Origin of the sequence: Rhizobium phaseoli, from assembly GCF_001664385.1 — a bacterium.
GTDB classification, from domain to species: domain Bacteria; phylum Pseudomonadota; class Alphaproteobacteria; order Rhizobiales; family Rhizobiaceae; genus Rhizobium; species Rhizobium phaseoli.
Genome location: NZ_CP013532.1, coordinates 3465549 through 3485947 on the forward strand (window position 1 = coordinate 3465549; position 20399 = coordinate 3485947).

Genomic DNA, 20399 nt, shown 5'->3' on the forward strand with positions numbered 1-20399 from the left:
GCTTCGATGGCGACCGAAGCTGCGTCACCCAGCTCCTTCGGTCATAGGCACAACCGATTCAGGGCGCCAGCTTCCATCGTCGAAGCTTTGCAACCGTAATCACCGGCTGCAGCGCTGTCGAAACCGTGCCGTTGCCCCTTCCCCGACACTTGCCCAGATCCGATCGAAGGCCGAACGGAGCTGCGGGCTGATGGCTTTCATGGTGGCATTGACCCTGCAGCGGTCGCCGAGTTTCAACATCGTTGTCAGATCGCCGTCAACGGCGCTGCTGGCCGCCGAAAGTGTTGCACCGGTGAAATCGTTCCAGAAATAAAACCGGGTCAACACAATGGACTCGTCATAGGGCGCGAGGACGACCGAACGTTTCATCATTTCTGCAATCGCAAGCGGCTCTTCGGCAATTGTCGACTGAACAGCGGCGAGACGAAGCCAGAAATTGCTGTTGGTCGGCATGCAGGAGAGCGCATATTGGAGATAGCGGCGGGCATTCGAGGCCGCAACGACCCAGGCGTCGTAGTTGATATTGACGTTCTGCCGATCGAGCTGCGCCAGAACCAGCGTGACGCCGGCAGCGACAATGTCCGATCGGCAATAATGTCCGTCAACCACGTCGATGGCGCGCGCCGCATATCTAGCCGCGATGTCATTCGTGACAGTGTCGCCGCGCTCGATCCTTTCTGCAACGATCGAGATGCTGGCCGTTCTTATCGACGCATAGAGATCTCGGCTGGCCAGCACCGCGAAGACCGCGGTGACGATAAGGAAAACGACCCTTGCAGGCGAAACCAGCCGACCGCCGCGCATCACTCGGTGTAGTATCGCGAATAGCGCTTATAGTAGTATTCGCTGGAACCGAATGTCCGGTAGAGCTTCATCTGCGACGGATCGACCTTGGTCAATATCGCGCCGACGCATTTGGTGTAGAGGTCCGGCTCGGACAACAGGGTCGACTGAACCACCTTGCGCGAGGTCTTGCCCCACTCGATCACGAATACGACGGCATCGAGCTTCGGGTTAATGGCGCGGGCGTCGACCACAGGGGCGAGCGGCGGCAAGTCGACGATAATGTAATCGAAGCTCTGGCGCGCCATTTCAAGAAGCTGATCCATGCCGCGCGAAGCCAGCAGCTCCGAAGAGTGCGGAACGCGGTATCGCGCCACCGTCGGCAGGAATGCAAGCTTCGTTTTGGGATCGAGCAGGATGAGATCCTTGAGCGGGCGGTTATCGACGATTGCTTCAAGCAAGCCGGCTTCGGCATGGCGGCCGATCGCCCGGGTCGCTCCGGGGTTTCGCATATCGCCGTCGATCAGCAGGCAACGTGCGCCCTGCATTGCCAAAAGCTTGGCAAAGTTGATGGCTGTCGTCGACTTGCCCTCGCCCGGCAGGCTCGACACGACGCCGATGACCCTGCACCGCTGATCCGCCGCGCTGATATCGATGGCGATCTTCGCGCTTCGAAGCGTCTCGGCGAATGCCGATAGCGGATGCTCCTCGACATAGGTCGTCGTCTTGCCGCCCCTGGCGATGCTGCGTGGATTGCCCGGATCGACAAGGGTCGGATCCTCGACGTTGTTCTCAATCAGCGGCATGACACCGAGAGACTCGACGTCGAGCATATCCTTGACATCGTCACCGGTGCGGAAGAAGCGATCGCGGAATTCGCGGAAAGCGCCGATGCCGCTGCCGAATGCACATCCCAGGAACATGGCAAAAGCAACAACGAGGCTTCTCTTCGGCGCGCTCGGCTTCGTCGGCGTCTCCGCGATCGTGATGATACGCGCGGCGGTGATCGGGAAGCTCTGCTGCTGGATCGCCTCCTGATAACGCGTCAGGAAGTTCTGATAGAGATTCTTGTAGGTATCGCGGGTCCGCTCAAGCTCACGAAGCTGAACCTGGGTCTCGCCTGCCGTTGCGGCTACGCCCGTTGCCTGGTCAACGCTGTCGCGCAGCGATTTCTCGCGGGATTGCGCAACCTGCAGCTCGCTCTGATAGCTTTCGGCGATACGATTGAGTTCGTCGAACATCAGCCGTTCATATTCGGCCATTTCGGCACGCAGCCGCACCGCCTGGACGTGGTCCGGTCCAAGCCGTGCCTCGATTTCGGCCTCGAGCTTCGACGCTTCCAGATATTTCTTGCGAAGATCGTTCGAAATCGAGCTGTCGAGCACGTCGGTCACGATCGCATCGGTCTGCTTGGCCTGGATGATCGACTTGATGCGGGCATATTTCGCCTCGGCCTGCGCCGTCGCGGCCTGGGCAGTGATCAACTGACTGTTGAGCTCGGAGAGCTGCTGTTCGCTGAGCAGCGTGCCGGATCCTGACTCGACAAGCCCATGCTCGCTGCGGAATTTCTGCACCGCGAGGTCGGTGTCCAGTGCCTGTTGCCGCAGCTCTTCTATGCGCTCCTGCAGCCACTCGCCGGCCCGGCGTGTCGCCTCATATTTGGAATTGAGCTTGTCGACCATGTAAACGTCGGCAATGGCGGCGGCGATGTCTCGCGCCAGGTCCGGCGACTGCGAGGTGTAGCTGACATCGAGAACGTAGGATTTGCCCACGCGTTCGACGTCGATATTGCCCGCGACCGTTTCTGCGGCCGCTCTCCGTTTCGCTTGCGGATCCGGTGCGACAGCCGCATCATCGGCAAACCAGGAACGAAAGTTCACCAGAGACTTCAGCGTCGCGACAGAAAAGAGCGAGTTTTTCGGTGCGTTGAATACCGGGTTGTCGACCAGTTTCAGCTTGTCGACAACCGCATAGGCGATCGTATCGGACTTCAACAGCTCGACCTGGCTGAGAACCGTGCCTTCGTCATCGTCCAGTTGGCCGAAAGCGGCGAGCTGATTGATGACCTGATTGTCGCTGCGGTCGATCAACACGCTCGTGTCGGCAGTATAAACCGGCACAGCTGTCAGGACATAGACGACGCCGAGAATGGCAAAGGCGAAAGCACAAGCCGCAACGATCCGCCATTGCCGGCGAGCAATGGCAATCAGCTTGTCGAAATCGATGAAATCAGCTTCGTTTCCCGTATCGCGGGAGGGGTCGATACGCGGCGTAAGTTTATCTGGCGACAGCAATTTCGATCTCCAACAAAGGCGTCAAGCGCTAAGATCTACAGGCAAATCCAGCTATTGTGTGACGGGCACGCTCTGACTCGTCGATTGCGTCGGGTCGGTTGACGACTGCCCCGCCCCGTTTGTGCTGACTATTGTTGTCGTGGTCGAAGACGAGTCATCGCTGGCGCCGGCATTCGAAGCCCGCAGCGTACCGGCGGTCGTCGCGGCGCCGTCGAAAGGCGTGCCGTCATCCGAACCCGGACCCGTCCGCCCAATTGACCCGTCATTGCCGATACCGGTTGCGGCAGCCGCGCTTGCACCGGCCGGGCCGAGCGCCGCAGTGCCGCCTTCGGCGAGAACCTTGGCAAAGGCGGCCAGCAACGGCGCCAGGTTAGGATCGGCACTAGCCGCTTCGGCAACAGCCTTTTCGATCGCCAGCTTGAATTGCGGGTCGGTCACCTGGCAGCTGTTTGCAGCCCGCCCGAGACCAGAGCCGATCGCCGCCATCTGCAGCGCGCTGGCCTTCTTGGCCTGCTCGATCACCGGCGACAGGGCGTCGTTGCTGCTGCCGACCAGCGCGCGAACACGTGACGACAGGACCAGAGGATCGGACATCTCGATCAGAACAGACGGATTGGCCGTAAAGCCGCTGACGTCGACGGGAGTGAGACTTGCCGGACCCAGGCAGGCCGCCGCGAAAGCGCTTGAATTCATGCCGGCAAACATTGCAAGGGCAATCCCGCCATATGCAAGCTTACGATAAACACCAGACCTTGCCATATCAACGGTTTCCTTCATCAAATCCGCTAACAGAAACAGAGTGCGGCGTCGATCGCTTCGACCGACGCCGCCTATTTCAATCAATTGCCAAGATCCTGTACCGCGTTACGGGTATCTCGGGCATCGTCCGTCACTCCGGCAACAGAGGACGATACCGAGTTTACGATGTCAAGGAACTTGACCAATTCAACAGAGTCCGAATTGGAAATATAGATAATATCCTTGTCTTCCATCTTGAATTGTTGAGCGGCAAACAAAGTTGCCGGGTCACGCATGTTGGCGCGGACGATCACCGGAACTGTCTCACCCGCAAATCTTGTCGTATCCACATGCATCGCCGCAAGCGTCTTCTTAGCCACAAGGCGATAGAGCAGAACCTGAGCCGGATCCGCACGGTCGTCGCGCAGGCCGCCGGCCTTGGCAATCGCCTCTCCGAGGGTCAGGTCGGATTCTTCGAAATCGAAACGGCCGCTGACGCCGGCGGCGCCGAGTGCAAGATAAGTGCGGCGCTCGTGATCGACCGAGACCGTATCATTCGGCGCCACATAGATATTCTCCGCCGGATTCTTCAGCAGCGTATTGTAGGCGACGGTTGCCGTCTTGCCGCGGCGCTGCAGCGTCACATTCGTTTCGATATTGTTGGTCGTCAAGCCGCCTGCGGCGGAAATGACATCGAGAACGCGCTCACCGGCCGGGCTGATCGTGATGCGCTGAGGATTGTTGACATCACCGAGCACGGCCACCTGGCTGGAGCGGCTGGTCGTTGTCGTAATAACCACCTGCGGCTCGATCGCCCGGCTGGCCAGCCGATCTTCGACGTCCTGCTCCACGGTCTCCTTCAGGCGACCGGCGGCCGGAACGCGACCGGCATAGGGGATCGTGATCGTTCCGTTTCGATCGATGGTCTGCTCCGGCAGATTGATATAATTGCCGGGTCGGCTGCCGGCATCCGACGGAATGAACAACCCCCCGGACTGAGCTTCGAAGATGGCAACCTGGACGACGTCGCCATAACCAAGCGGAATTTCAGGTGCCCCGCCGCGACCACCGCCAAACCCTTTGAAGGAGGTCGGCTGCGGAGTGGTAAAATATGGCAGGACGTTCTTGCTGAGATCAACCAGGGCGTAGTCGATACCGACGCGACGCTCCTTCGTTGTGACTTTCACTGCCGCATCTCGATCAACGTCTTTGTGATCGGGACCGGATCTTGGCAAGGACGTGCAGCTTGCCAATATACTCGTTAGCGCTACAACAATGGCGACGCGTGTACTACCGATAGGAAAACAACCCATAGAATAACCTGTGTTGACGCCCCTGAAGCTACTGCCTCGCAATCTTACAAAATACAAGACAATCCCTGACCAATAATCACTGTAGGCGGATTAACAATCCTCTAACTGTGGCGGGCTGGCAACGCCAAGCCCTTCACCAAGCGAATACGCTGCAATCCGGCTTCTCTGTTGCCGGCAACGGCCTGAAGGCTGCCCCCGCTATAAAATCTCTTGCGTTTCAGAGTCAACAGCGCGTTACCCCACAATCGGTATTTTCGAAAAACCTTCATGAAACCATCTGTTCAATCATCGACCATCGACCGGCCGCACATATTGCCGTTCCGCTTCGCTGCCATTGCGTCCAAGGCTGATGGCGACAACGGCGCTGAGGAAAGCGGCGAAAAATACTGCAAAGCCTGGTATTTGCAGCGAAAAATCAACCGCGGCATGAAGGGCGACCAATACCGTCGCCGCCAGACCAAGAAGAACATAATGTCTCAGGCGGCGCCTTTGAGCGAGCCCCCGCCAAAACACTCTGACAAGCACCGAGAAGGCAATGATCGCCGCGATTGGAAATATGATTCCGAGGCCCAGAAATCCTTCGAGATAGAAATTATGAGCGCGATCGAAGATCCCGAAAATGCCACAGGCCGGATCGCGATAGGCGGAAAATACGGTGCGGAAGGTGCCGAGACCCGTCCCCGTCACCCAATGATCCGAAATGGCACGCCAGATTCCGGGCAGGATGCAGAAACGATCGTCATCCTCAAGACGCCGCTGTTGCGCGCGCAAAATCGCCTGGCCGGCAAACATGCTCAACAACAGGACGACGAAAGTCATCGCCGAAAGAAGCTTCACTATCGACCGCCATCTTGGCGTTCGCCTCATCTGGCGCCTGGAGCTGTTCCAGGAGATGACGAGCCATGGAAAATAGATGAGAGCGGCAACAAAGGTCGCGAATATCCCAGCGCGTGATCGGCTCAGCATCAGCGCGGTGAAACACGCGCACAACAGCAGAATGTAGATCCACACTCTCAAGAGAAGAACGTTTCGGCCCGGCTCGCCGGGCGGATGATTGGAATAGGAACGGGCAATGTCTCTGACCAGGGTCATCATGAGCAGCGTCCCTACCCCGAGGAACGTCGCGGCGGTATTGCGGTTGACGAACACGGCCGTCAGGCTGTCGAGGTAGGCGTGTTTTTCGATGACGATCAGGACGTTGGGAAACATCGAAAATTGTATCAGACTGAAAACCGCAATCACGCCCGCTGTGAGCCCTAGGCTGGCCAGCACCTTCCGCGCCCGTTGATCGGTATCGCATAACACCAGTCCGGTCAGGAAAGTCACGAAAGGCAGAGCCACCCAGAGAATCGAGGCAAGCGTGTCGGCCGGCTCGACGGAGATCGCCGCGTATTGAACGCCCGCCAGTTCACGCGCAGCGCTCCAGGCGGGGTTTGCCAGCCAATTAGCTGGCAATTCAACTGTCTGGACGAACGTCCACCCCGTCAGCACGACCAGCAGAAACAGAGCCACGCTGAACACCCATCCGGCCTGCCTCGGCTCTCCAAACAGCAGCCCCGCAATCATGGCCAGAGCAAACATCCCGATCGCAGCAAAGGCGAAAGGAAACGGCGTGACGCTTCCGAACGGAATGAGCGTCAATACTACAAGACCAATGAAGGCAAAGAGGATTGTCTCCCGCAGGACCTGCCCGTTGATGAGGTTGGATAACATTCGATTCGCTCACCAGCCGCGGCAATGAGAGATATACAACCATCACGGTTAATATACTCGCACTAACATAAGTTGCATATCAAGCACTTGCGTGCTAAAGTGCAACAGAATTCCACATCGTTTAAAATTGTCGCGAAAGGCTTAAGCCAATCGAGACCGGCCCCGATTATGCTCCCTTCAAGCAGCAGAAACGGGACAGACGTTCTGCGCCCAATACTTGGCAGATCACTGATCCGCCATGCCATTGACTGAGGAAAAAGGCAAGCCTGATCTCAATCGGTTGCACTGAACGGGGGTTAAGAGATGAAGAAGACGTTCGTTACACTTCTGACACTGGCTTTTACAGCAACGAATGCCTACTCTGCATTTGCCGCCGGCCCCGCAGGATTCGCCCGCGGCCTGACCAGCGGTTCGGCAGTGAGCTATATCTCTGAAAAAGGAACGATCATTCCGCCTTTCGCCCAGGTGCTGTTCTGCGCCCAGAACCCTGCCGAATGCCGCGACAACAATGGTTTGTCGGTCATCGCGCTGACGGACAGGGAAATGCAGCAGTTGAAGGATGTGAACAACACCGTCAATCGTACGATGATCGGCAGAAACGACTCCCGCAACGAACTGAACGGCGATGTCTGGAAGGTGAATGTCCGCAGTGGCGACTGTGAGGATTTTGCGCTGACCAAGCGCAGTCGGCTGATGGCAATGGGCTGGTCGTCGCGCGCTTTGCGGATTGCAACGGCTTATACGCCCTCCGGCGAAGGACATGCGGTCCTCGTGGTCAGAACCGACAAGGGCGACCTGGTGCTCGACAATAGGAAAAGCAGCATCAAGAACTGGCGCGATACCGATCTGCGCTGGGACAAAATTCAATCGGATACCGACCCTTATGTCTGGTATCGCCTGTGAAAACCGGCGCGGCTGGGGCAATTCCGGCAAGGCCGTGACGAGCCTGAGCCGCCGCAACGCCCCCGTCTAAATAATTAATTTCACCCGTCCCCGGGTTGAGGTCGAGCCAGCTCCGATGCCGGCTCGACTTGTCATATCCCCCACACAAACCTATGTTTTTGCTGTCGACAGGGCAGCTGACGCGGGTCGCTGTGCCCCGAGTTGGAATTCCGATATGGGCCACAAAGGCGATCTTCGATGTTGTCTTTTCGGCCAGATTAAGTATGACGGGGCCCATGCTGCGACGCAGCATGACGTTCTACTCTAATGATTTGAGGGAAATATGCGCATCACGATGATTGGATCAGGCTATGTCGGCCTCGTTTCAGGCGTTTGCTTTGCGGATTTCGGCCACGACGTCATCTGCGTCGACAAGGATCTGAGTAAGATCGAGGCCCTTCGCGAAGGCCGCATTCCGATTTACGAGCCAGGTCTCGATCAATTGGTCGCCGAAAACACCAGCACCGGCCGCCTGTCCTTTTCGACGGATGTCGGCGAAAGCGTCCGCGGCGCCGACGTCGTGTTCATCGCGGTCGGTACGCCCTCCCGGCGCGGCGACGGCCATGCCGATCTCTCCTATGTTTATGCGGCTGCACGCGAGATCGCAACCTACGTGGAAGGCTTCACCGTCGTCGTCACCAAGTCGACGGTGCCGGTTGGCACCGGGGATGAGGTTGAGCGCATCATCCGCGAAACCAATCCCACAGCCGATGTCGCTGTCGTTTCCAATCCCGAGTTTCTCCGCGAGGGCGCGGCGATCGAAGATTTCAAGCGTCCCGACCGCATCGTCGTCGGCCTGAACGACGACCGGGCGCGCGAAGCGATGACCGAAGTCTATCGGCCGCTTTATCTCAACCAGGCGCCGCTGGTCTTCACGTCCCGCCGCACCTCCGAACTGATCAAGTATGCTGCCAACGCCTTCCTGGCGATGAAGATCACCTTCATCAACGAGATCGCCGATCTCTGCGAGCGGGTTGATGCGAATGTCCAGGACGTTTCGCGCGGCATCGGTCTCGACGGCCGTATCGGCGGCAAGTTCCTGCACGCCGGCCCCGGTTACGGCGGCTCGTGCTTCCCCAAGGACACGCTGGCCCTCGCCAAGACCGCCCAGGATTTCGACGCACCGGTCCGTCTTATCGAAACGACGATCTCGATCAACGACAACCGCAAGCGGGCGATGGGACGCAAGGTGATTTCGGCGGTCGGCGGCGACATTCGCGGCAAGAAGATCGCGATTCTCGGCCTGACCTTCAAGCCGAACACCGACGACATGCGCGACAGCCCGGCCATAGCCATCATCCAGACCCTGCAGGACAATGGAGCCCAGGTGGTCGGCTACGATCCCGAAGGCATGGAGAACGCCCGCAAGGTCATCGAGAATATCGAATATGCGAGCGGTCCCTATGAAGCAGCCGCTGGCGCGGACGCGCTGGTCATCGTCACCGAATGGAACCAGTTCCGTGCACTCGATTTCAATCGCCTGAAGCAGTCGATGCGGGCTCCGGTCCTGGTCGACCTGCGCAATATCTACCGCAGCGACGAAATCCGCAAACACGGCTTTACCTATACCGGTATCGGCACCAATCTCTTCCAGGAAACGACCAACTCCTGATAAAGTCTGCTGAGGTGCAACATCCTGACGCCGCGGAATTTAAATCCCGCGGCGTTTTTTAATGCATGCCGTGCGGAGGCTTGCCGTAGCTCCGAACGACATGGGTGAAAAAGCAGCAACAGCGCGTCGTCAAACACCGCAAGCACGTATCGCACGACACCATGCTCTCATGTCTACAGGATTCCGACGCGCGTCCCTTTGATCGTTAGCACGGTCAGGCGGCCCGTTGCCGAAACCGCGGTATCGATACCGATACGTTGCGGACCGAAGGTCGGGATTCGCGCCGGGGTGTGCCCATGAATCACAAGGACAGGAAGCTGCGGTCCTTCGTCCAGAAAGGGCTGGCGGATCCACATAAGGTCGCTGTCCTTCTGTTTCTTGAGATCGATGCCGGGTCTGATGCCCGCATGGACAAAGACGACCCTTCCCATCCGCAGCATGATCGGCAGCGATTCCAGGAATTGGATATGCCGCTCCGGTATCATGTTGTGGATGACGCGGGAGATCATATCGCTTCCAGCCGCCGATTGCAGCAGATGCTCGATGTCGATGCCGTATGAATTCAGCGTCTCCGTCCCGGCAAAACCAAGCCATTCAAGAATGCGAGTCGGTTTGCGATAGAGCTTCACCAGCTCGGCATCGTGATTGCCACACAGAGCGAGACGCTGAAATCCCGGCGGCGGCGGCTTGCTCAGGAACTCCAGCACTGCGCTCGAATCCGGTCCGCGATCGACATAATCGCCGAGCAGGAGAATGAGTTTCGGTCCCTGAATGCGCTCGGCATCCGCTTCGATGCGGCGATGCGCATCGACGAGCTCGCTATAACATCCGTGGACGTCGCTCATCGCATAGACCGCGGCGAAATCGCCCTCGGCAAATGTCAGCCGAGCGCGCTTCTGATGGCTGCCAGTCAATATCGGTATCTGTTGTCGCCACGGGACGAGATAGTTGAACATGTAACCCATTTGTGAGACCCGGCCGTGTGACGGGCTGTCGGAACTGATCCAGTTCTCACCCATCGCGCAACGGCACGAAGCTTAGTGTTCATAAGAAGTTGGCCTGATCACGACCGCGTCGACATTGTAGCCTGAACCTATTGCCACATTCAAAACGACGGACCTATCGCCATCGTGCTGAACCGCCCACGCCAGCTTCGCACGGCTGGGCGCGGCCGGAAACCGTTCATCCTTGTCGCACCCGCTCGAAAGCGCAAGCGTCTCCGGGATGTTCACCATCTGGGCGCCAAGCGCTCGAACGATTTTCGCGCCGCGATGGACCGACGAGAATGTAAGGAATCGCATCTGCCGATCGGCTGCCGGCGGCACGTGGTCAGGCGTCCCCAGGCCGCTTGCCGGGCATGGCAGAATGGCTGCCGCGAACAACAGCGCTCCGTATTGATCCATAATCAAGAAGATGTTTCGATTAATATTTCTCAGTGACTTAATATATGTCAGTTAACGCTTGGTTAAGCTTGTCCTTATCTATCCTATCCTTCAAAATTTAGCTGCATCGCTCAATATTTCTGCGCTTGGAAGAACTGGGGGACTGTCAATTTTCCACAGGCAAGGTCTTCGAAAAAGCTGTATAAATCAACCAAAACGAGAGCCTCCAGGAAAAAATGAACGTTAAAGCAGATCATGCTTGACGACCTTGCGACACAGCATAAAGATGGCGCGTTGCGAGCGCGAATAACATTCTTGATCAAGAATCTCAGGTCCAAAACTGCGGGGTGCAAAGTGGAAACTGCGGTTGATTCGAAACTTATCGAGGCGATTACCTACGACGAAGACAGCCGGCATCTACGGGTCTATCTGACCAACGGTCAGAGGCGAGAATATGAAGGCGTTCCCAAAGGTGTCGTCGTCGGCTTGACGATGGCGGAGTCACCGGGGAATTTTTATATGAAGGCAATCAGGGGCAAATATCCTCCTCGTCCCTAGAACATGGACGATTTAGGCCCAGTCGGCCTAAATCTGAATCCTGTTCTAAATTAAAGAGTGAGAGCATGATGTCGTGGGAAGACCGCTCACACTTTTTGGCATTATGCTCCAGCATCGCCCCGAAAATCGGAAGCGCATTTCGGAGGGCACGCTGCGGGCATTGAAAGTGCTGCAGCGTCCTTTCCGCGAATCCCAAAGAGATAGAGCACTTTTGGTGGCATCTCGATTGGCGACGCCAAATCGTCGATTGAGCCAGGATGCGGGACCGGTTTTCGCCGGCCCCGCAATTCGGCTGTTTCCGATTAACGGCGCAATCGATCAATAACCGCTGAAGAAATCGCGAACTGCATCGATCTCGAGCGGCGCGATCTCATGGCCACCGGGATGCCAGACCGTGCCGATCTCGGCGCCGCGGCCTTTGAGGTGTTGCGACAATGCTTCGGTTAAGGCCACCGGAGCGATCGGATCCCGCCGCCCGGCCGTCACCAGCACCTTCCTTCCCGCCAGTGTCGAGCTGGCTTCCGGTTGAAACGGAATGAGTGGGTGCATCAGAACCGCCAAGTCGAAGATACCCTTCTCGATCAGCACATTGGCAAGAATATTGGCACCATTCGAAAAGCCCAGGCCGAGAATTCGGGAAGACTGATGCTCGTCAGCGGCTGCCTTGACATAGGCCGCCATCTTCTCCGTCGCCCGTGAAAGGTCGGCCATGTCGTAGACCCCCTCACCGCTGCGCCGGAAGAACCGCGCAGCGCCATGTTCGGAAACATCGCCGCGCGGAGCAAGAACCGTTGCTTCCGGCAGCAGCTGGCGGCCGAAATCAAAGAGCTGATTTTCGTCGCCGCCTGTGCCGTGCAACACGATCAGAATTGGTTTGCCAGGTGCGCCGGCATGCAGCCGGTGCACATATCCAGTTTCGGTCATGCCCCTCTCCTTACGCCTCGAGCGGCTGCAGATGCTGCTCGAGCAGCGCCCGAAGATGGGCGTGCTGCTGCGGCAGCTTCAAGGCCTCACCGAGATGGGCCGTATCCTCGTCGCGGTTGAAGCCGGGTTCATTGGTCGCGACCTCGAACAGAACGCCACCTGGCGTACGGAAATAGATCGCCCAGAAATAATCTCGGTCGATCACCGGAGTCACCTGATAGCCGGTGTCCATCAGCGCCTTGCGCACTTCGAGCTGCTTTTCACGGTTTTCAACCGCGAACGCGACATGGTGGACGGAGCCGGCGCCGGGAAGCGCGCGGGCAATGCTCGGCATGGTCTCAAGGTCGATGAGATGCGCGCCGTTGCCGTCAGGCTTGATCAGCCGTTTGACCCCATCCTTTTCCTCGGCGACTTCATAGCCCATGAACTTCAGCAGTTCGGCCGTAGCGCCCTCATCCCTCAGCCGCATCGCGACGGAGTGGAAGCCGCGAATGGCATGATCCTCGCTGATGCCGCCATGCGTCCACGGCTGGCGGCCATCGTCCTTGACTTCGACGAGCGCGAAGCCGTCACCGTCGGGGCCGGCGAAGTTCAGGCGCTTTTCGCCGAAGCTTTCATCGGTCTTCAAGCCTCCGATGCCGAGTGCGGCAAAGCGATCGTTCCAGAAGCCGAGCGAGCCTTGCGGAACGGAAAACACCGTCGTACCGACCTCGCCGGTGCCAGGCCGGCCCTGCGCCATCTTCGGAAACGGGAAATAGGTCATGATCGTGCCTGGCGCACCCGTCTCGTCACCATAATAGAGATGATAGACATCCGGGGCGTCGAAATTCACAGTCTTCTTGACCCGGCGAAGGCCAAGCGCATGGGTAAAGAACTGATTGTTGGTGCGGGCGTCCTCCGCCATCGACGTGACGTGGTGCAGACCCTTGATCTGATCGAGCATGTGAGACCCCTTTCTCGCCCGCCGCTTGCGGGCTTTCGATGGATCATAAATGCGCTCGGTCAGGTCGCCGGAATAGACGTGCAGACCAAAACGCATTGTCTCCTTTTTGTGAACGCTGATCCACTTGCGTTCAATTTAAGAGCCGTGAGGATCGACCGGCAACTGCCAGTCGATCGGCGCCCGCCCGCGGGACTGCAGGAAGGCATTCGCCTTGGAAAAATGCTTGCAGCCAAAAAAACCATTATGGGCTGAAAGCGGCGACGGATGCGGCGCTTTAAGCACCATATGCCGCGCCGTATCGACAAAAGCGGCCTTGCGTTGGGCATAAGAACCCCAGAGCATGAAGACAACGGATTCGCATTCGTCGTTGACCTTGCGAATGACGGCATCGGTGAAGCGTTCCCAACCCTTGCCCTGATGGGCCGCCGCCTGCCCTTCCTCGACTGTCAGCACGCTGTTCAGCAGCAGCACGCCCTGCCGCGCCCAATGCTCGAGAAAACCGTGACGCGCCGGGACTATACCAAGATCCGCCTCCATCTCCTTGTAGATATTGACGAGCGACGGCGGTATGCGCACGCCGGGCCGGACGCTGAAACATAATCCATGCGCCTGCCCTAGCCCGTGATAGGGATCCTGACCGAGGATGACGGCCTTGACGTTGGCGATCGGTGTCAGGTCAAGAGCACGGAAATATTCACTGCCTTTTGGAAATATCTGTTTTCCGACCTGCTTCTGCGCGACCAGAAAGGATTTGAGCTGCTGCATGTAGGGGCTTGAGAACTCGCCCTCAAGGGCGGACTTCCAGCTCTCCTCGAGACTGACGGATGTATCGCTCATCGGAAAACCTTCGATATGGGAACAAAACAATGGATATATACGGTTCTAACAAAATAGGCTGATGCCGCAACGGCTGTCGGTCTCGCGGCAGCCCCTCGAAACCTGGCGAGTGGGCGCAACCTTGTTGGTGACTTCACCTTCCGTGTTTAACTATAAGCCCGCATCGGTATTTACGCCGGCTGGCGGGCTGAGTAGAACTTTGGTCATGACAATCGGAGCTTGTCTTCACATGAAATTTGGCACGAGCGGCCTTCGCGGACTTTCCGTCGACCTCAAGGGACGCGCCTCCGCCCTCTACGCCACCGCGTTCGGCAAATATCTGCTGGAGACCGGCAAAGCACGGGCCGGCGACGTCATTCTGATCGGACGCGACTTTCGCGATTCAAGCCCTGAAATCTCGGCGAACTGTGCCGGTGCGCTGACGGCACTCGGCTTCCGTGTCTTCGACTGCGGCAATGTGCCGACTCCGGCGCTGGCCCTTTATGGCCTCGAAAGCAAGGCCGCCTGCCTGATGGTCACGGGCTCGCATATCCCGGCAGACCGCAACGGCATCAAATTCTATCGCCCGGATGGCGAGATCGACAAATCGGACGAGGTGGCGATCACCGCACAGGCAGCCAAGATCGAACGAAGCGGCCAAGCGCTGATCGAGGCGCCGCCGGCAAAGATCGAAGACCGTGAGGCGATCTGCCGGCAGCTGTTTTTCGAACGCAATACGGCCCTGCTTCCGAAAGGTGCGCTGTCCGGGCTGAAGATCGGCGTCTACCAGCACAGCACGGTCGCTCGCGATCTCCTGATCGACGTCCTCGCCCACTACGGTGCCGAGCTCATCGCGCTCGGGCGTTCGGAAAGTTTCATCCCGGTCGACACCGAAGCCGTTTCCGATGAGACGATCGCGCTGATGAGGCGCTGGGTCGTCGAGCACAAACTCGATGCAATCGTTTCGACCGACGGCGACGGCGACCGCCCCCTGGTCGCGGATGAAACCGGCACACCCTTGCGCGGCGACCTTCTCGGCCTCATCGCCGCCAACTTCCTGCGGGCCCGCACGGTGGTGACGCCTGTGACCTCCAATTCCGGCATCGAGGCCGCCGGCACTTTCGCCGTCAGGCGCACGCGTGTCGGTTCGCCCTTCGTCATTTCAGGCATGGATGAGGCAGTGGCAGCCGGCGAGGATAACGTCATGGGCTTTGAAGCCAATGGCGGCTTGCTGACGGCAACCACCTTCGATGTCAATGGCCGGAACCTGCGCGCCCTTCCGACGCGTGATTGTTGTATTCCGATGCTGGCAGTCCTAATGGTCGCGGCCGCTCGCAGGCAACCGCTTTCTGCGGTTGCCGCCTCTTATAAGCTGCCCTTTGCCGCCGCCGATCGTCTGGAGAATTTCCCGGTCGAGACGAGCGCGGCATTGATGGAACATCTGCGCGCCGCGGATGAAAATCTTGCCTCTTTCCTGCAGCCGATCGGCGCGGTAGCGACAAAATCCGATATCGATGGGCTGCGGGTGACACTGACGGATGGCCGGATCATCCATTTCCGCCCATCCGGCAATGCTCCGGAAATGCGCTGCTACGTGGAAGCAGCGAGCGAATCCGAAGCCCACGACCTGCTGCACAGCGGGCTTGACAGAATAAGAGGCTGGGCAGCCGGCCGCTAAAATGCAACGAATAAGCCTTTTATTTCAAGGAACCCGCCTATGACGCAGAAAATCGTTCCCGTGATCATGGCCGGCGGCAAAGGCACGCGGCTCTGGCCGCTTTCCCGTGCCACCGCGCCGAAACAATTCATCCAGTTCGTGGGCGACAAGACGCTGTTTCAGGACACGCTCGAACGCGTTTCCGATCCCGAGCTCTATGAAGCCCCGATCATCGTCACAAATGAAGAGTTCCGCTTTCTGGTCGCCGAGCAGGCGCGCGAGCTCGCCCGTCCGCTTGCCGCCGTTCTGCTCGAACCGGTCGCCCGTAATACTGCCGCGGCGGTCGCTGCCGCAGCGACGCTGGCTGCCGACCTTTTCGGCAAGAATGCCATCATCCAGATGCTCGCTTCGGATCACGAGATTCTCGCCGATAAGAGCTATTTCGACTGTATCCGCATCGCCCGCGAGGCGGCTGCCGACGGCAGGCTTGTCACCTTCGGGATCAACCCGACCGAACCGGCGACGGGCTACGGCTATATCGAGATCGGCGACGCGCTGGAGAACGGCGCCCACAAGGTGAGCCGCTTCGTCGAGAAACCGGCGCTGGAAGAAGCCCAGCGGATGCTCGCCGACGGCGGCTTCTACTGGAATTCGGGCATCTTCATGTTCCCAGTAACGGAACTTCTTGCCGAACTGCAGGAATATGCGCCGGAGGTGCTCAAAGCCGCGAGCAAGGCCGTTTCCAAGGCAAGCCGCGACCTCGATTTCACCCGCCTCGATGCCGATCATTTCGCCAAGAGCCCGGATATCTCGATCGACTATGCGATCATGGAAAAGACCTCGAAGGCCGCTGTCGTCCCCTCGCCCTTCCGCTGGTCTGACATGGGCAGCTGGGATGCCGTCTGGAAATCAGGAAAACGCGACGACAACGGCAATGTCGCTGCCGCGAACACGACCGTAGTCAACACCCGCAATTCGCTGGTCATGACCCATGGCGTGCATCTTGCCGTCCAGGGCATGGAGGATGTCGCCGTTATCGCCAGCGAGGACGCGGTCTACGTCGGCCCGCTCAAGGACAGCCAGAACGTCGGACAATTGGTCAAGATGCTGGCCTCCTCGTCGGCGACGGCGAAGTTCACCGAAACGCATCCGACGTCCTACCGCCCCTGGGGCGGCTATACCTCGATCTTCAACGGCGATCGCTTCCAGGTGAAGCGCATCTTCGTCACGCCGGGCAAGAAGCTTTCGCTGCAAAAACACCACCACCGCTCCGAACACTGGGTCGTCGTCAAGGGAACGGCCGAAGTGACGGTTGGTGAGAATGTGCGCATGCTGCGCGAGAACGAAAGCGTCTACATCCCGCTCGGCGAAGTCCATCGTCTCGCCAACCCCGGCAAAATCGTCCTCGAACTCATCGAGGTACAGACGGGCTCCTATCTCGGCGAGGACGACATCATCCGCATTGTCGACGAGTTCGGAAGAACGTAAGGCTGGCTTGGAACGGCTGGCGGCCCAAGGCAACGCGCCGCCAGTTCCGTCCCGATCAGCATTGCTGTTGAATTTCCTCTCGGGGTTCTCGTAGAATGAGGGCGCCGACAGACATGACCGGAGTTATCCCCTGATGCGTATCCTGCCCGCCCTCGCCGGATTTCTTTCACTGATGCTGCCGGCCATGGCGTTCTCCCAGACGGCGAATATGCGCGCTGCAAGCGAGACGGAAATTCGTCAGCACCTGCCTGGCACTTCGGATCTGAAGGAAAGCAGCAACGGCTACGAATATCGCGAGGGCAACAAGAATGGCTACAAGATAGAAAACGGCCAGGTCTGCGTTCTGTTTCCCAACAAGTCGAAGGACTGCGTCAGCGTAAAGACCGACGGCAAGACCTTCCAGATGATCGACCGGAAAGGCGGCCGGACGAGATTCTGAATGCCGCCGGCGTCACCTCGCCGGTGAAGTTTCCTCATCGAGAGCGAATTCGGCGATCAGACCGGAATGGTTCGAGCCGAGATTGTCATCGAGACGTTTGAGTGAGATCAGGCGAAGCGGCGCGCGCGCGAATATGTGGTCGATGGCGATCCCGAAGGCGCCGGCAGCGATCGGCCATGTCGCCGGTTCCGGTGCAAGCGTCTTCAGTTTCTGGTCGCGCAGAAGACCCTGGATGCTGGGCGCGATCGCCGACGAATTGAAGTCGCCGGACAGCACCAGAGGGCCGGAAATCGAACCGAGCGCCTTGCCGAGATCATCGAGTTCGCCCATCTGGTAGTCGTCGTAATAGGGTTTCGACAGATGCGCCGACACGATATTGATGGCCTGGCCGCCGAAGTCGACACTTGATACGACCAGCCTGTCTTTCCTGAGACTGCCGATGGTTGCGACCTGCCGCATCACGAACGGCCGTTTGGACAGGACCAGCGTATCACAGCTATCTTTGCCGTTGTCGCAGCCGATATGGTAGGGATAGGCCTGGAACAATCGCTGCAGATGAAATGTCAGCGGCTTGGCTTCAAGCAAATTGACGACATCGGCGTTCGAAGAGATCACCATGTCGGCAAGGGCCGTCGAGTATTTCCAGTTGTCGATGGCGATGTTGAACGACATCAGACGGAAAAGCGGCGCGGCACCCGTCCGCTGCTCATCCTGTGCAAATTCGCGCAGCATGACGAAACCGTGAGCGGTGAGAAAAAGCGAGGCGAGCAGAAGAACCAGGCCGTAGATCTGCCTTTTGACTGCCAGAATGACGAGACCGGCGGCAACAAAAATGACCCCGAGATGAATCTGAAAGCTGTAGACAAAGGACAACAGCCAGAAGTTCGTGACATAGCGCAGCGACACGATCGCAACGGCAAGGGTCAGAAATGCGCAGAGAATCCAATAGATTATATCTCGCATCGATCCTGATTCCGCTTGCCGAAGTCTGGGCGGGCATAACATGCAGTCCGCTATGTTGCAATGCAGCATGGCGATCGGCCCTCGTCTTGGCAGATGAGCAGTATCGATGGCATCCGCCAAGCAGAACGCGCCGACGCCCGTAAAACCCGCATGTATGCTGCAGTCTTCTCCCTCAAACGCCTATCGACTCGGCCTCTTCTTATCTTGTAAGGGGGGGCACGTGATACGGAATCGGCTCTCCGCCGTCGGCTGGGGCCAAGAAAAGGTGGGAATGCGCTACTTCATTACAGGGACGGCCGGTTTCATCGGTTTTCATCTGGCCAGGCGCCTGCTGCAGGAGGGGCATGAGGTAACGGGCTTCGACGGCCTCACGCCCTATTACAACGTCAAGCTCAAGGAGATGCGCCATGCGGCCCTCTCCCAGTTTCCGGCCTTCAAACCGGTCATCGCCATGCTCGAGGACCGGCCGGCGCTGGAGGCGGCTGTCCTTACGGCCACGCCCGACATCCTGATCCACCTTGCCGCCCAGGCCGGCGTCCGCTACAGCCTGGAAAATCCCGAAGCCTATATCCACTCGAACGTCGAAGGCTCGTGGAACATCATGGAAATCGCCCGGCGGGTCGAAGTCCGTCATCTTATGCTGGCCTCGACATCATCGATCTATGGCGCCAACGCGACCGTCCCCTTCCGCGAGACCGATCGCGCCGACGAGCCGCTGACCATTTACGCAGCGACGAAGAAATCGATGGAACTGATGGCGCACAGCTATGCCCATCTCCACAAGATTCCGACCACGGCCTTCCGCTTCTTCACCGTGTACGGCCCATGGGGCCGTCCCGATATGGCGCTGTTCAAATTCGCCAAGAACATGCTCGAGGGCCAGCCGATCGAAATCTACGGCGAAGGCAATATGAGCCGCGATTTCACCTATATCGATGACCTCGTCGAAGCGATCGTCAGATTGTCGGCAATTGCGCCCAGCGAGGAAAATCGCCTCGACGACGCGGCGGTCGAAACGCTTTCGCGCCAGGCGCCCTTCCGCGTCGTCAATATCGGCGGTGGCCAGCCGGTCAGTCTGATGGATTTCGTCGAGACGGTGGAAAAGACACTCGGGCGGCCTGCAATTCGGCTGATGCTGGCGATGCAGAAGGGCGACGTGCCGCGCACGTTCGCAGCCCCCGACCTGCTCATCGCGCTAACCGGATACAAGCCGGATACGACCTTGGACGTCGGTGTCAAAGCGTTCGTCGACTGGTATCTCGACGCGCGCGGCGAACTGGACGGCTGACCGCAGGTCGATCTGAAGTCGCGATACGCTTCAACGGAGAAGCGCAGCCGCCTGCACCGCCTCGACGGTCGTCGAAAACATATAATCGAGGACGGCGGTCAGGTTCTGTGCATAGGTCCTGAGTTGGTAGCCCTCGGCTTCGGCCGCTGCCGGACTGCGCAGAACGAAGGGAACACCCGGCCGTACGAACCCGGCGCGTGTCGTCAGCGGAACCTCAGGCGAATGGCCGATGGCGGAGGTGTACATCAGGTCGCGTGCAAGGCTGGCGGGGCCGATGGCGAAGGCCGGCCCGGCGGCGGCAGTGACGGTCAAAGTCAAGGCGATGGCGGCAAGTGTTCTGTGCATGTCTGGTCCCCATTTGCGGATCGGCGGGCTTTCTCCGCTCGGCTCCAAACGATCGACGCGTCTGTCCACGCCTCGGTCGCTTTCATGAGACCACTCTACACGCCAGGATTTGCAGGGCTTTTAAGCGGATTAGTCAAATTTTACGAAATTTGATTTTCTCCGGCTTTCTCGGATTTGAGGACCGAGAAGCGCCCGGGCACA

At 58.6% G+C, this 20399-nt stretch carries 19 protein-coding genes; 7 read left to right on the plus strand and 12 right to left on the minus strand.

Features of this window, described 5'->3' with window-relative positions; genetic code table 11:
- Positions 1-99: 99 nt before the first annotated feature.
- The 5 genes from AMC88_RS16725 to AMC88_RS16745 all read right to left on the minus strand — a co-directional run bounded on the left by AMC88_RS16725 (position 100) and on the right by AMC88_RS16745 (position 6841).
- On the minus strand, positions 100-804 hold the full coding sequence (locus AMC88_RS16725) for a hypothetical protein (RefSeq protein ID WP_012484906.1): 705 nt from the start codon (positions 802-804) through the stop codon (positions 100-102).
- Positions 804-3077, minus strand: a complete 2274-nt coding sequence (locus AMC88_RS16730; protein WP_064825541.1) for a polysaccharide biosynthesis tyrosine autokinase — start codon at positions 3075-3077, stop codon at positions 804-806. The genes AMC88_RS16725 and AMC88_RS16730 overlap by 1 nt, the downstream gene beginning before the upstream one ends.
- A gap of 51 nt (positions 3078-3128) precedes the next feature.
- Complete coding sequence (locus tag AMC88_RS16735) at positions 3129-3836, minus strand: hypothetical protein (RefSeq protein WP_012484908.1); 708 nt, start codon at positions 3834-3836, stop codon at positions 3129-3131.
- Between the two features lie 80 nt (positions 3837-3916).
- Positions 3917-5128: a polysaccharide biosynthesis/export family protein gene (locus AMC88_RS16740; RefSeq protein WP_012484909.1), complete on the minus strand. Its 1212-nt coding sequence runs from the start codon at positions 5126-5128 to the stop codon at positions 3917-3919.
- A gap of 285 nt (positions 5129-5413) precedes the next feature.
- The gene (locus AMC88_RS16745; protein WP_012484910.1) at positions 5414-6841 is read right to left on the minus strand and encodes an O-antigen ligase family protein; all 1428 of its coding nucleotides are present in this window, start codon (positions 6839-6841) and stop codon (positions 5414-5416) included.
- A gap of 303 nt (positions 6842-7144) precedes the next feature.
- Here AMC88_RS16745 and AMC88_RS16750 point away from each other — a divergent pair, with 303 nt between their 5' ends.
- Complete coding sequence (locus AMC88_RS16750; RefSeq protein WP_010013488.1) at positions 7145-7744, plus strand: transglutaminase-like cysteine peptidase; 600 nt, start codon at positions 7145-7147, stop codon at positions 7742-7744.
- Between the two features lie 322 nt (positions 7745-8066).
- The gene (locus AMC88_RS16755; RefSeq protein ID WP_041683749.1) at positions 8067-9395 is read left to right on the plus strand and encodes a UDP-glucose dehydrogenase family protein; all 1329 of its coding nucleotides are present in this window, start codon (positions 8067-8069) and stop codon (positions 9393-9395) included.
- A 173-nt stretch (positions 9396-9568) separates the two neighbouring features.
- Here AMC88_RS16755 and AMC88_RS16760 read toward each other — a convergent pair whose 3' ends face one another.
- Both AMC88_RS16760 and AMC88_RS16765 read right to left on the minus strand, forming a co-directional pair.
- Positions 9569-10360, minus strand: a complete 792-nt coding sequence (locus AMC88_RS16760; RefSeq protein WP_012484913.1) for a metallophosphoesterase — start codon at positions 10358-10360, stop codon at positions 9569-9571.
- Between the two features lie 72 nt (positions 10361-10432).
- Positions 10433-10798: a hypothetical protein gene (locus AMC88_RS16765; protein ID WP_010012047.1), complete on the minus strand. Its 366-nt coding sequence runs from the start codon at positions 10796-10798 to the stop codon at positions 10433-10435.
- A 294-nt stretch (positions 10799-11092) separates the two neighbouring features.
- On the opposite strand from AMC88_RS16765, the gene AMC88_RS16775 reads away from it, so the two are divergent.
- The gene (locus AMC88_RS16775; protein ID WP_012484916.1) at positions 11093-11335 is read left to right on the plus strand and encodes a KTSC domain-containing protein; all 243 of its coding nucleotides are present in this window, start codon (positions 11093-11095) and stop codon (positions 11333-11335) included.
- A 318-nt stretch (positions 11336-11653) separates the two neighbouring features.
- Here AMC88_RS16775 and AMC88_RS16780 read toward each other — a convergent pair whose 3' ends face one another.
- The 3 genes from AMC88_RS16780 to ung all read right to left on the minus strand — a co-directional run bounded on the left by AMC88_RS16780 (position 11654) and on the right by ung (position 14039).
- Complete coding sequence (locus AMC88_RS16780; RefSeq protein WP_004676395.1) at positions 11654-12259, minus strand: alpha/beta hydrolase; 606 nt, start codon at positions 12257-12259, stop codon at positions 11654-11656.
- A gap of 10 nt (positions 12260-12269) precedes the next feature.
- Positions 12270-13202, minus strand: coding sequence for a VOC family protein (locus AMC88_RS16785; RefSeq protein ID WP_012484918.1), 933 nt, complete (start codon positions 13200-13202; stop codon positions 12270-12272).
- 135 nt (positions 13203-13337) lie between these two features.
- A complete protein-coding gene (gene ung / locus AMC88_RS16790; RefSeq protein WP_012484919.1) occupies positions 13338-14039 on the minus strand; it encodes a uracil-DNA glycosylase in 702 nt (233 codons plus the stop codon).
- Between the two features lie 229 nt (positions 14040-14268).
- Between ung and AMC88_RS16795 the strand changes: the two genes are divergently transcribed.
- From AMC88_RS16795 to AMC88_RS16805, 3 genes are all read left to right on the plus strand, one after another.
- On the plus strand, positions 14269-15696 hold the full coding sequence (locus AMC88_RS16795; protein WP_012484920.1) for a phosphomannomutase: 1428 nt from the start codon (positions 14269-14271) through the stop codon (positions 15694-15696).
- 39 nt (positions 15697-15735) lie between these two features.
- On the plus strand, positions 15736-17163 hold the full coding sequence (locus tag AMC88_RS16800; protein ID WP_004676401.1) for a mannose-1-phosphate guanylyltransferase/mannose-6-phosphate isomerase: 1428 nt from the start codon (positions 15736-15738) through the stop codon (positions 17161-17163).
- 133 nt (positions 17164-17296) lie between these two features.
- Positions 17297-17602: a hypothetical protein gene (locus AMC88_RS16805; protein ID WP_012484921.1), complete on the plus strand. Its 306-nt coding sequence runs from the start codon at positions 17297-17299 to the stop codon at positions 17600-17602.
- Positions 17603-17614: 12 nt separating this feature from the next.
- On the opposite strand, the gene AMC88_RS16810 is transcribed toward AMC88_RS16805, so the two are convergent.
- Positions 17615-18565, minus strand: coding sequence for an endonuclease/exonuclease/phosphatase family protein (locus AMC88_RS16810; protein ID WP_064825542.1), 951 nt, complete (start codon positions 18563-18565; stop codon positions 17615-17617).
- 271 nt (positions 18566-18836) lie between these two features.
- Between AMC88_RS16810 and AMC88_RS16815 the strand changes: the two genes are divergently transcribed.
- A complete protein-coding gene (locus tag AMC88_RS16815; protein WP_012484923.1) occupies positions 18837-19853 on the plus strand; it encodes an NAD-dependent epimerase/dehydratase family protein in 1017 nt (338 codons plus the stop codon).
- Between the two features lie 30 nt (positions 19854-19883).
- On the opposite strand, the gene AMC88_RS16820 is transcribed toward AMC88_RS16815, so the two are convergent.
- A complete protein-coding gene (locus AMC88_RS16820) occupies positions 19884-20198 on the minus strand; it encodes a hypothetical protein (protein WP_029531476.1) in 315 nt (104 codons plus the stop codon).
- Positions 20199-20399: the final 201 nt, after the last annotated feature.

Coding starts and splice junctions, on each gene's coding strand:
- AMC88_RS16795 (WP_012484920.1), top strand. CDS start 14,269: ATGAAATTTGGCACGAGCGGCCTTCGCGGACTTTCCGTCGACCTCAAG.
- AMC88_RS16750 (WP_010013488.1), top strand. CDS start 7,145: ATGAAGAAGACGTTCGTTACACTTCTGACACTGGCTTTTACAGCAACG.
- AMC88_RS16780 (WP_004676395.1), bottom strand. CDS start 12,259: ATGACCGAAACTGGATATGTGCACCGGCTGCATGCCGGCGCACCTGGC.
- AMC88_RS16740 (WP_012484909.1), bottom strand. CDS start 5,128: ATGGGTTGTTTTCCTATCGGTAGTACACGCGTCGCCATTGTTGTAGCG.
- AMC88_RS16815 (WP_012484923.1), top strand. CDS start 18,837: ATGCGCTACTTCATTACAGGGACGGCCGGTTTCATCGGTTTTCATCTG.
- AMC88_RS16820 (WP_029531476.1), bottom strand. CDS start 20,198: ATGCACAGAACACTTGCCGCCATCGCCTTGACTTTGACCGTCACTGCC.
- AMC88_RS16745 (WP_012484910.1), bottom strand. CDS start 6,841: ATGTTATCCAACCTCATCAACGGGCAGGTCCTGCGGGAGACAATCCTC.
- AMC88_RS16765 (WP_010012047.1), bottom strand. CDS start 10,798: ATGGATCAATACGGAGCGCTGTTGTTCGCGGCAGCCATTCTGCCATGC.
- AMC88_RS16725 (WP_012484906.1), bottom strand. CDS start 804: ATGCGCGGCGGTCGGCTGGTTTCGCCTGCAAGGGTCGTTTTCCTTATC.
- AMC88_RS16785 (WP_012484918.1), bottom strand. CDS start 13,202: ATGCTCGATCAGATCAAGGGTCTGCACCACGTCACGTCGATGGCGGAG.
- AMC88_RS16805 (WP_012484921.1), top strand. CDS start 17,297: ATGCGTATCCTGCCCGCCCTCGCCGGATTTCTTTCACTGATGCTGCCG.
- AMC88_RS16755 (WP_041683749.1), top strand. CDS start 8,067: ATGCGCATCACGATGATTGGATCAGGCTATGTCGGCCTCGTTTCAGGC.
- AMC88_RS16735 (WP_012484908.1), bottom strand. CDS start 3,836: ATGGCAAGGTCTGGTGTTTATCGTAAGCTTGCATATGGCGGGATTGCC.
- AMC88_RS16810 (WP_064825542.1), bottom strand. CDS start 18,565: ATGCGAGATATAATCTATTGGATTCTCTGCGCATTTCTGACCCTTGCC.
- AMC88_RS16800 (WP_004676401.1), top strand. CDS start 15,736: ATGACGCAGAAAATCGTTCCCGTGATCATGGCCGGCGGCAAAGGCACG.
- ung (WP_012484919.1), bottom strand. CDS start 14,039: ATGAGCGATACATCCGTCAGTCTCGAGGAGAGCTGGAAGTCCGCCCTT.
- AMC88_RS16760 (WP_012484913.1), bottom strand. CDS start 10,360: ATGGGTTACATGTTCAACTATCTCGTCCCGTGGCGACAACAGATACCG.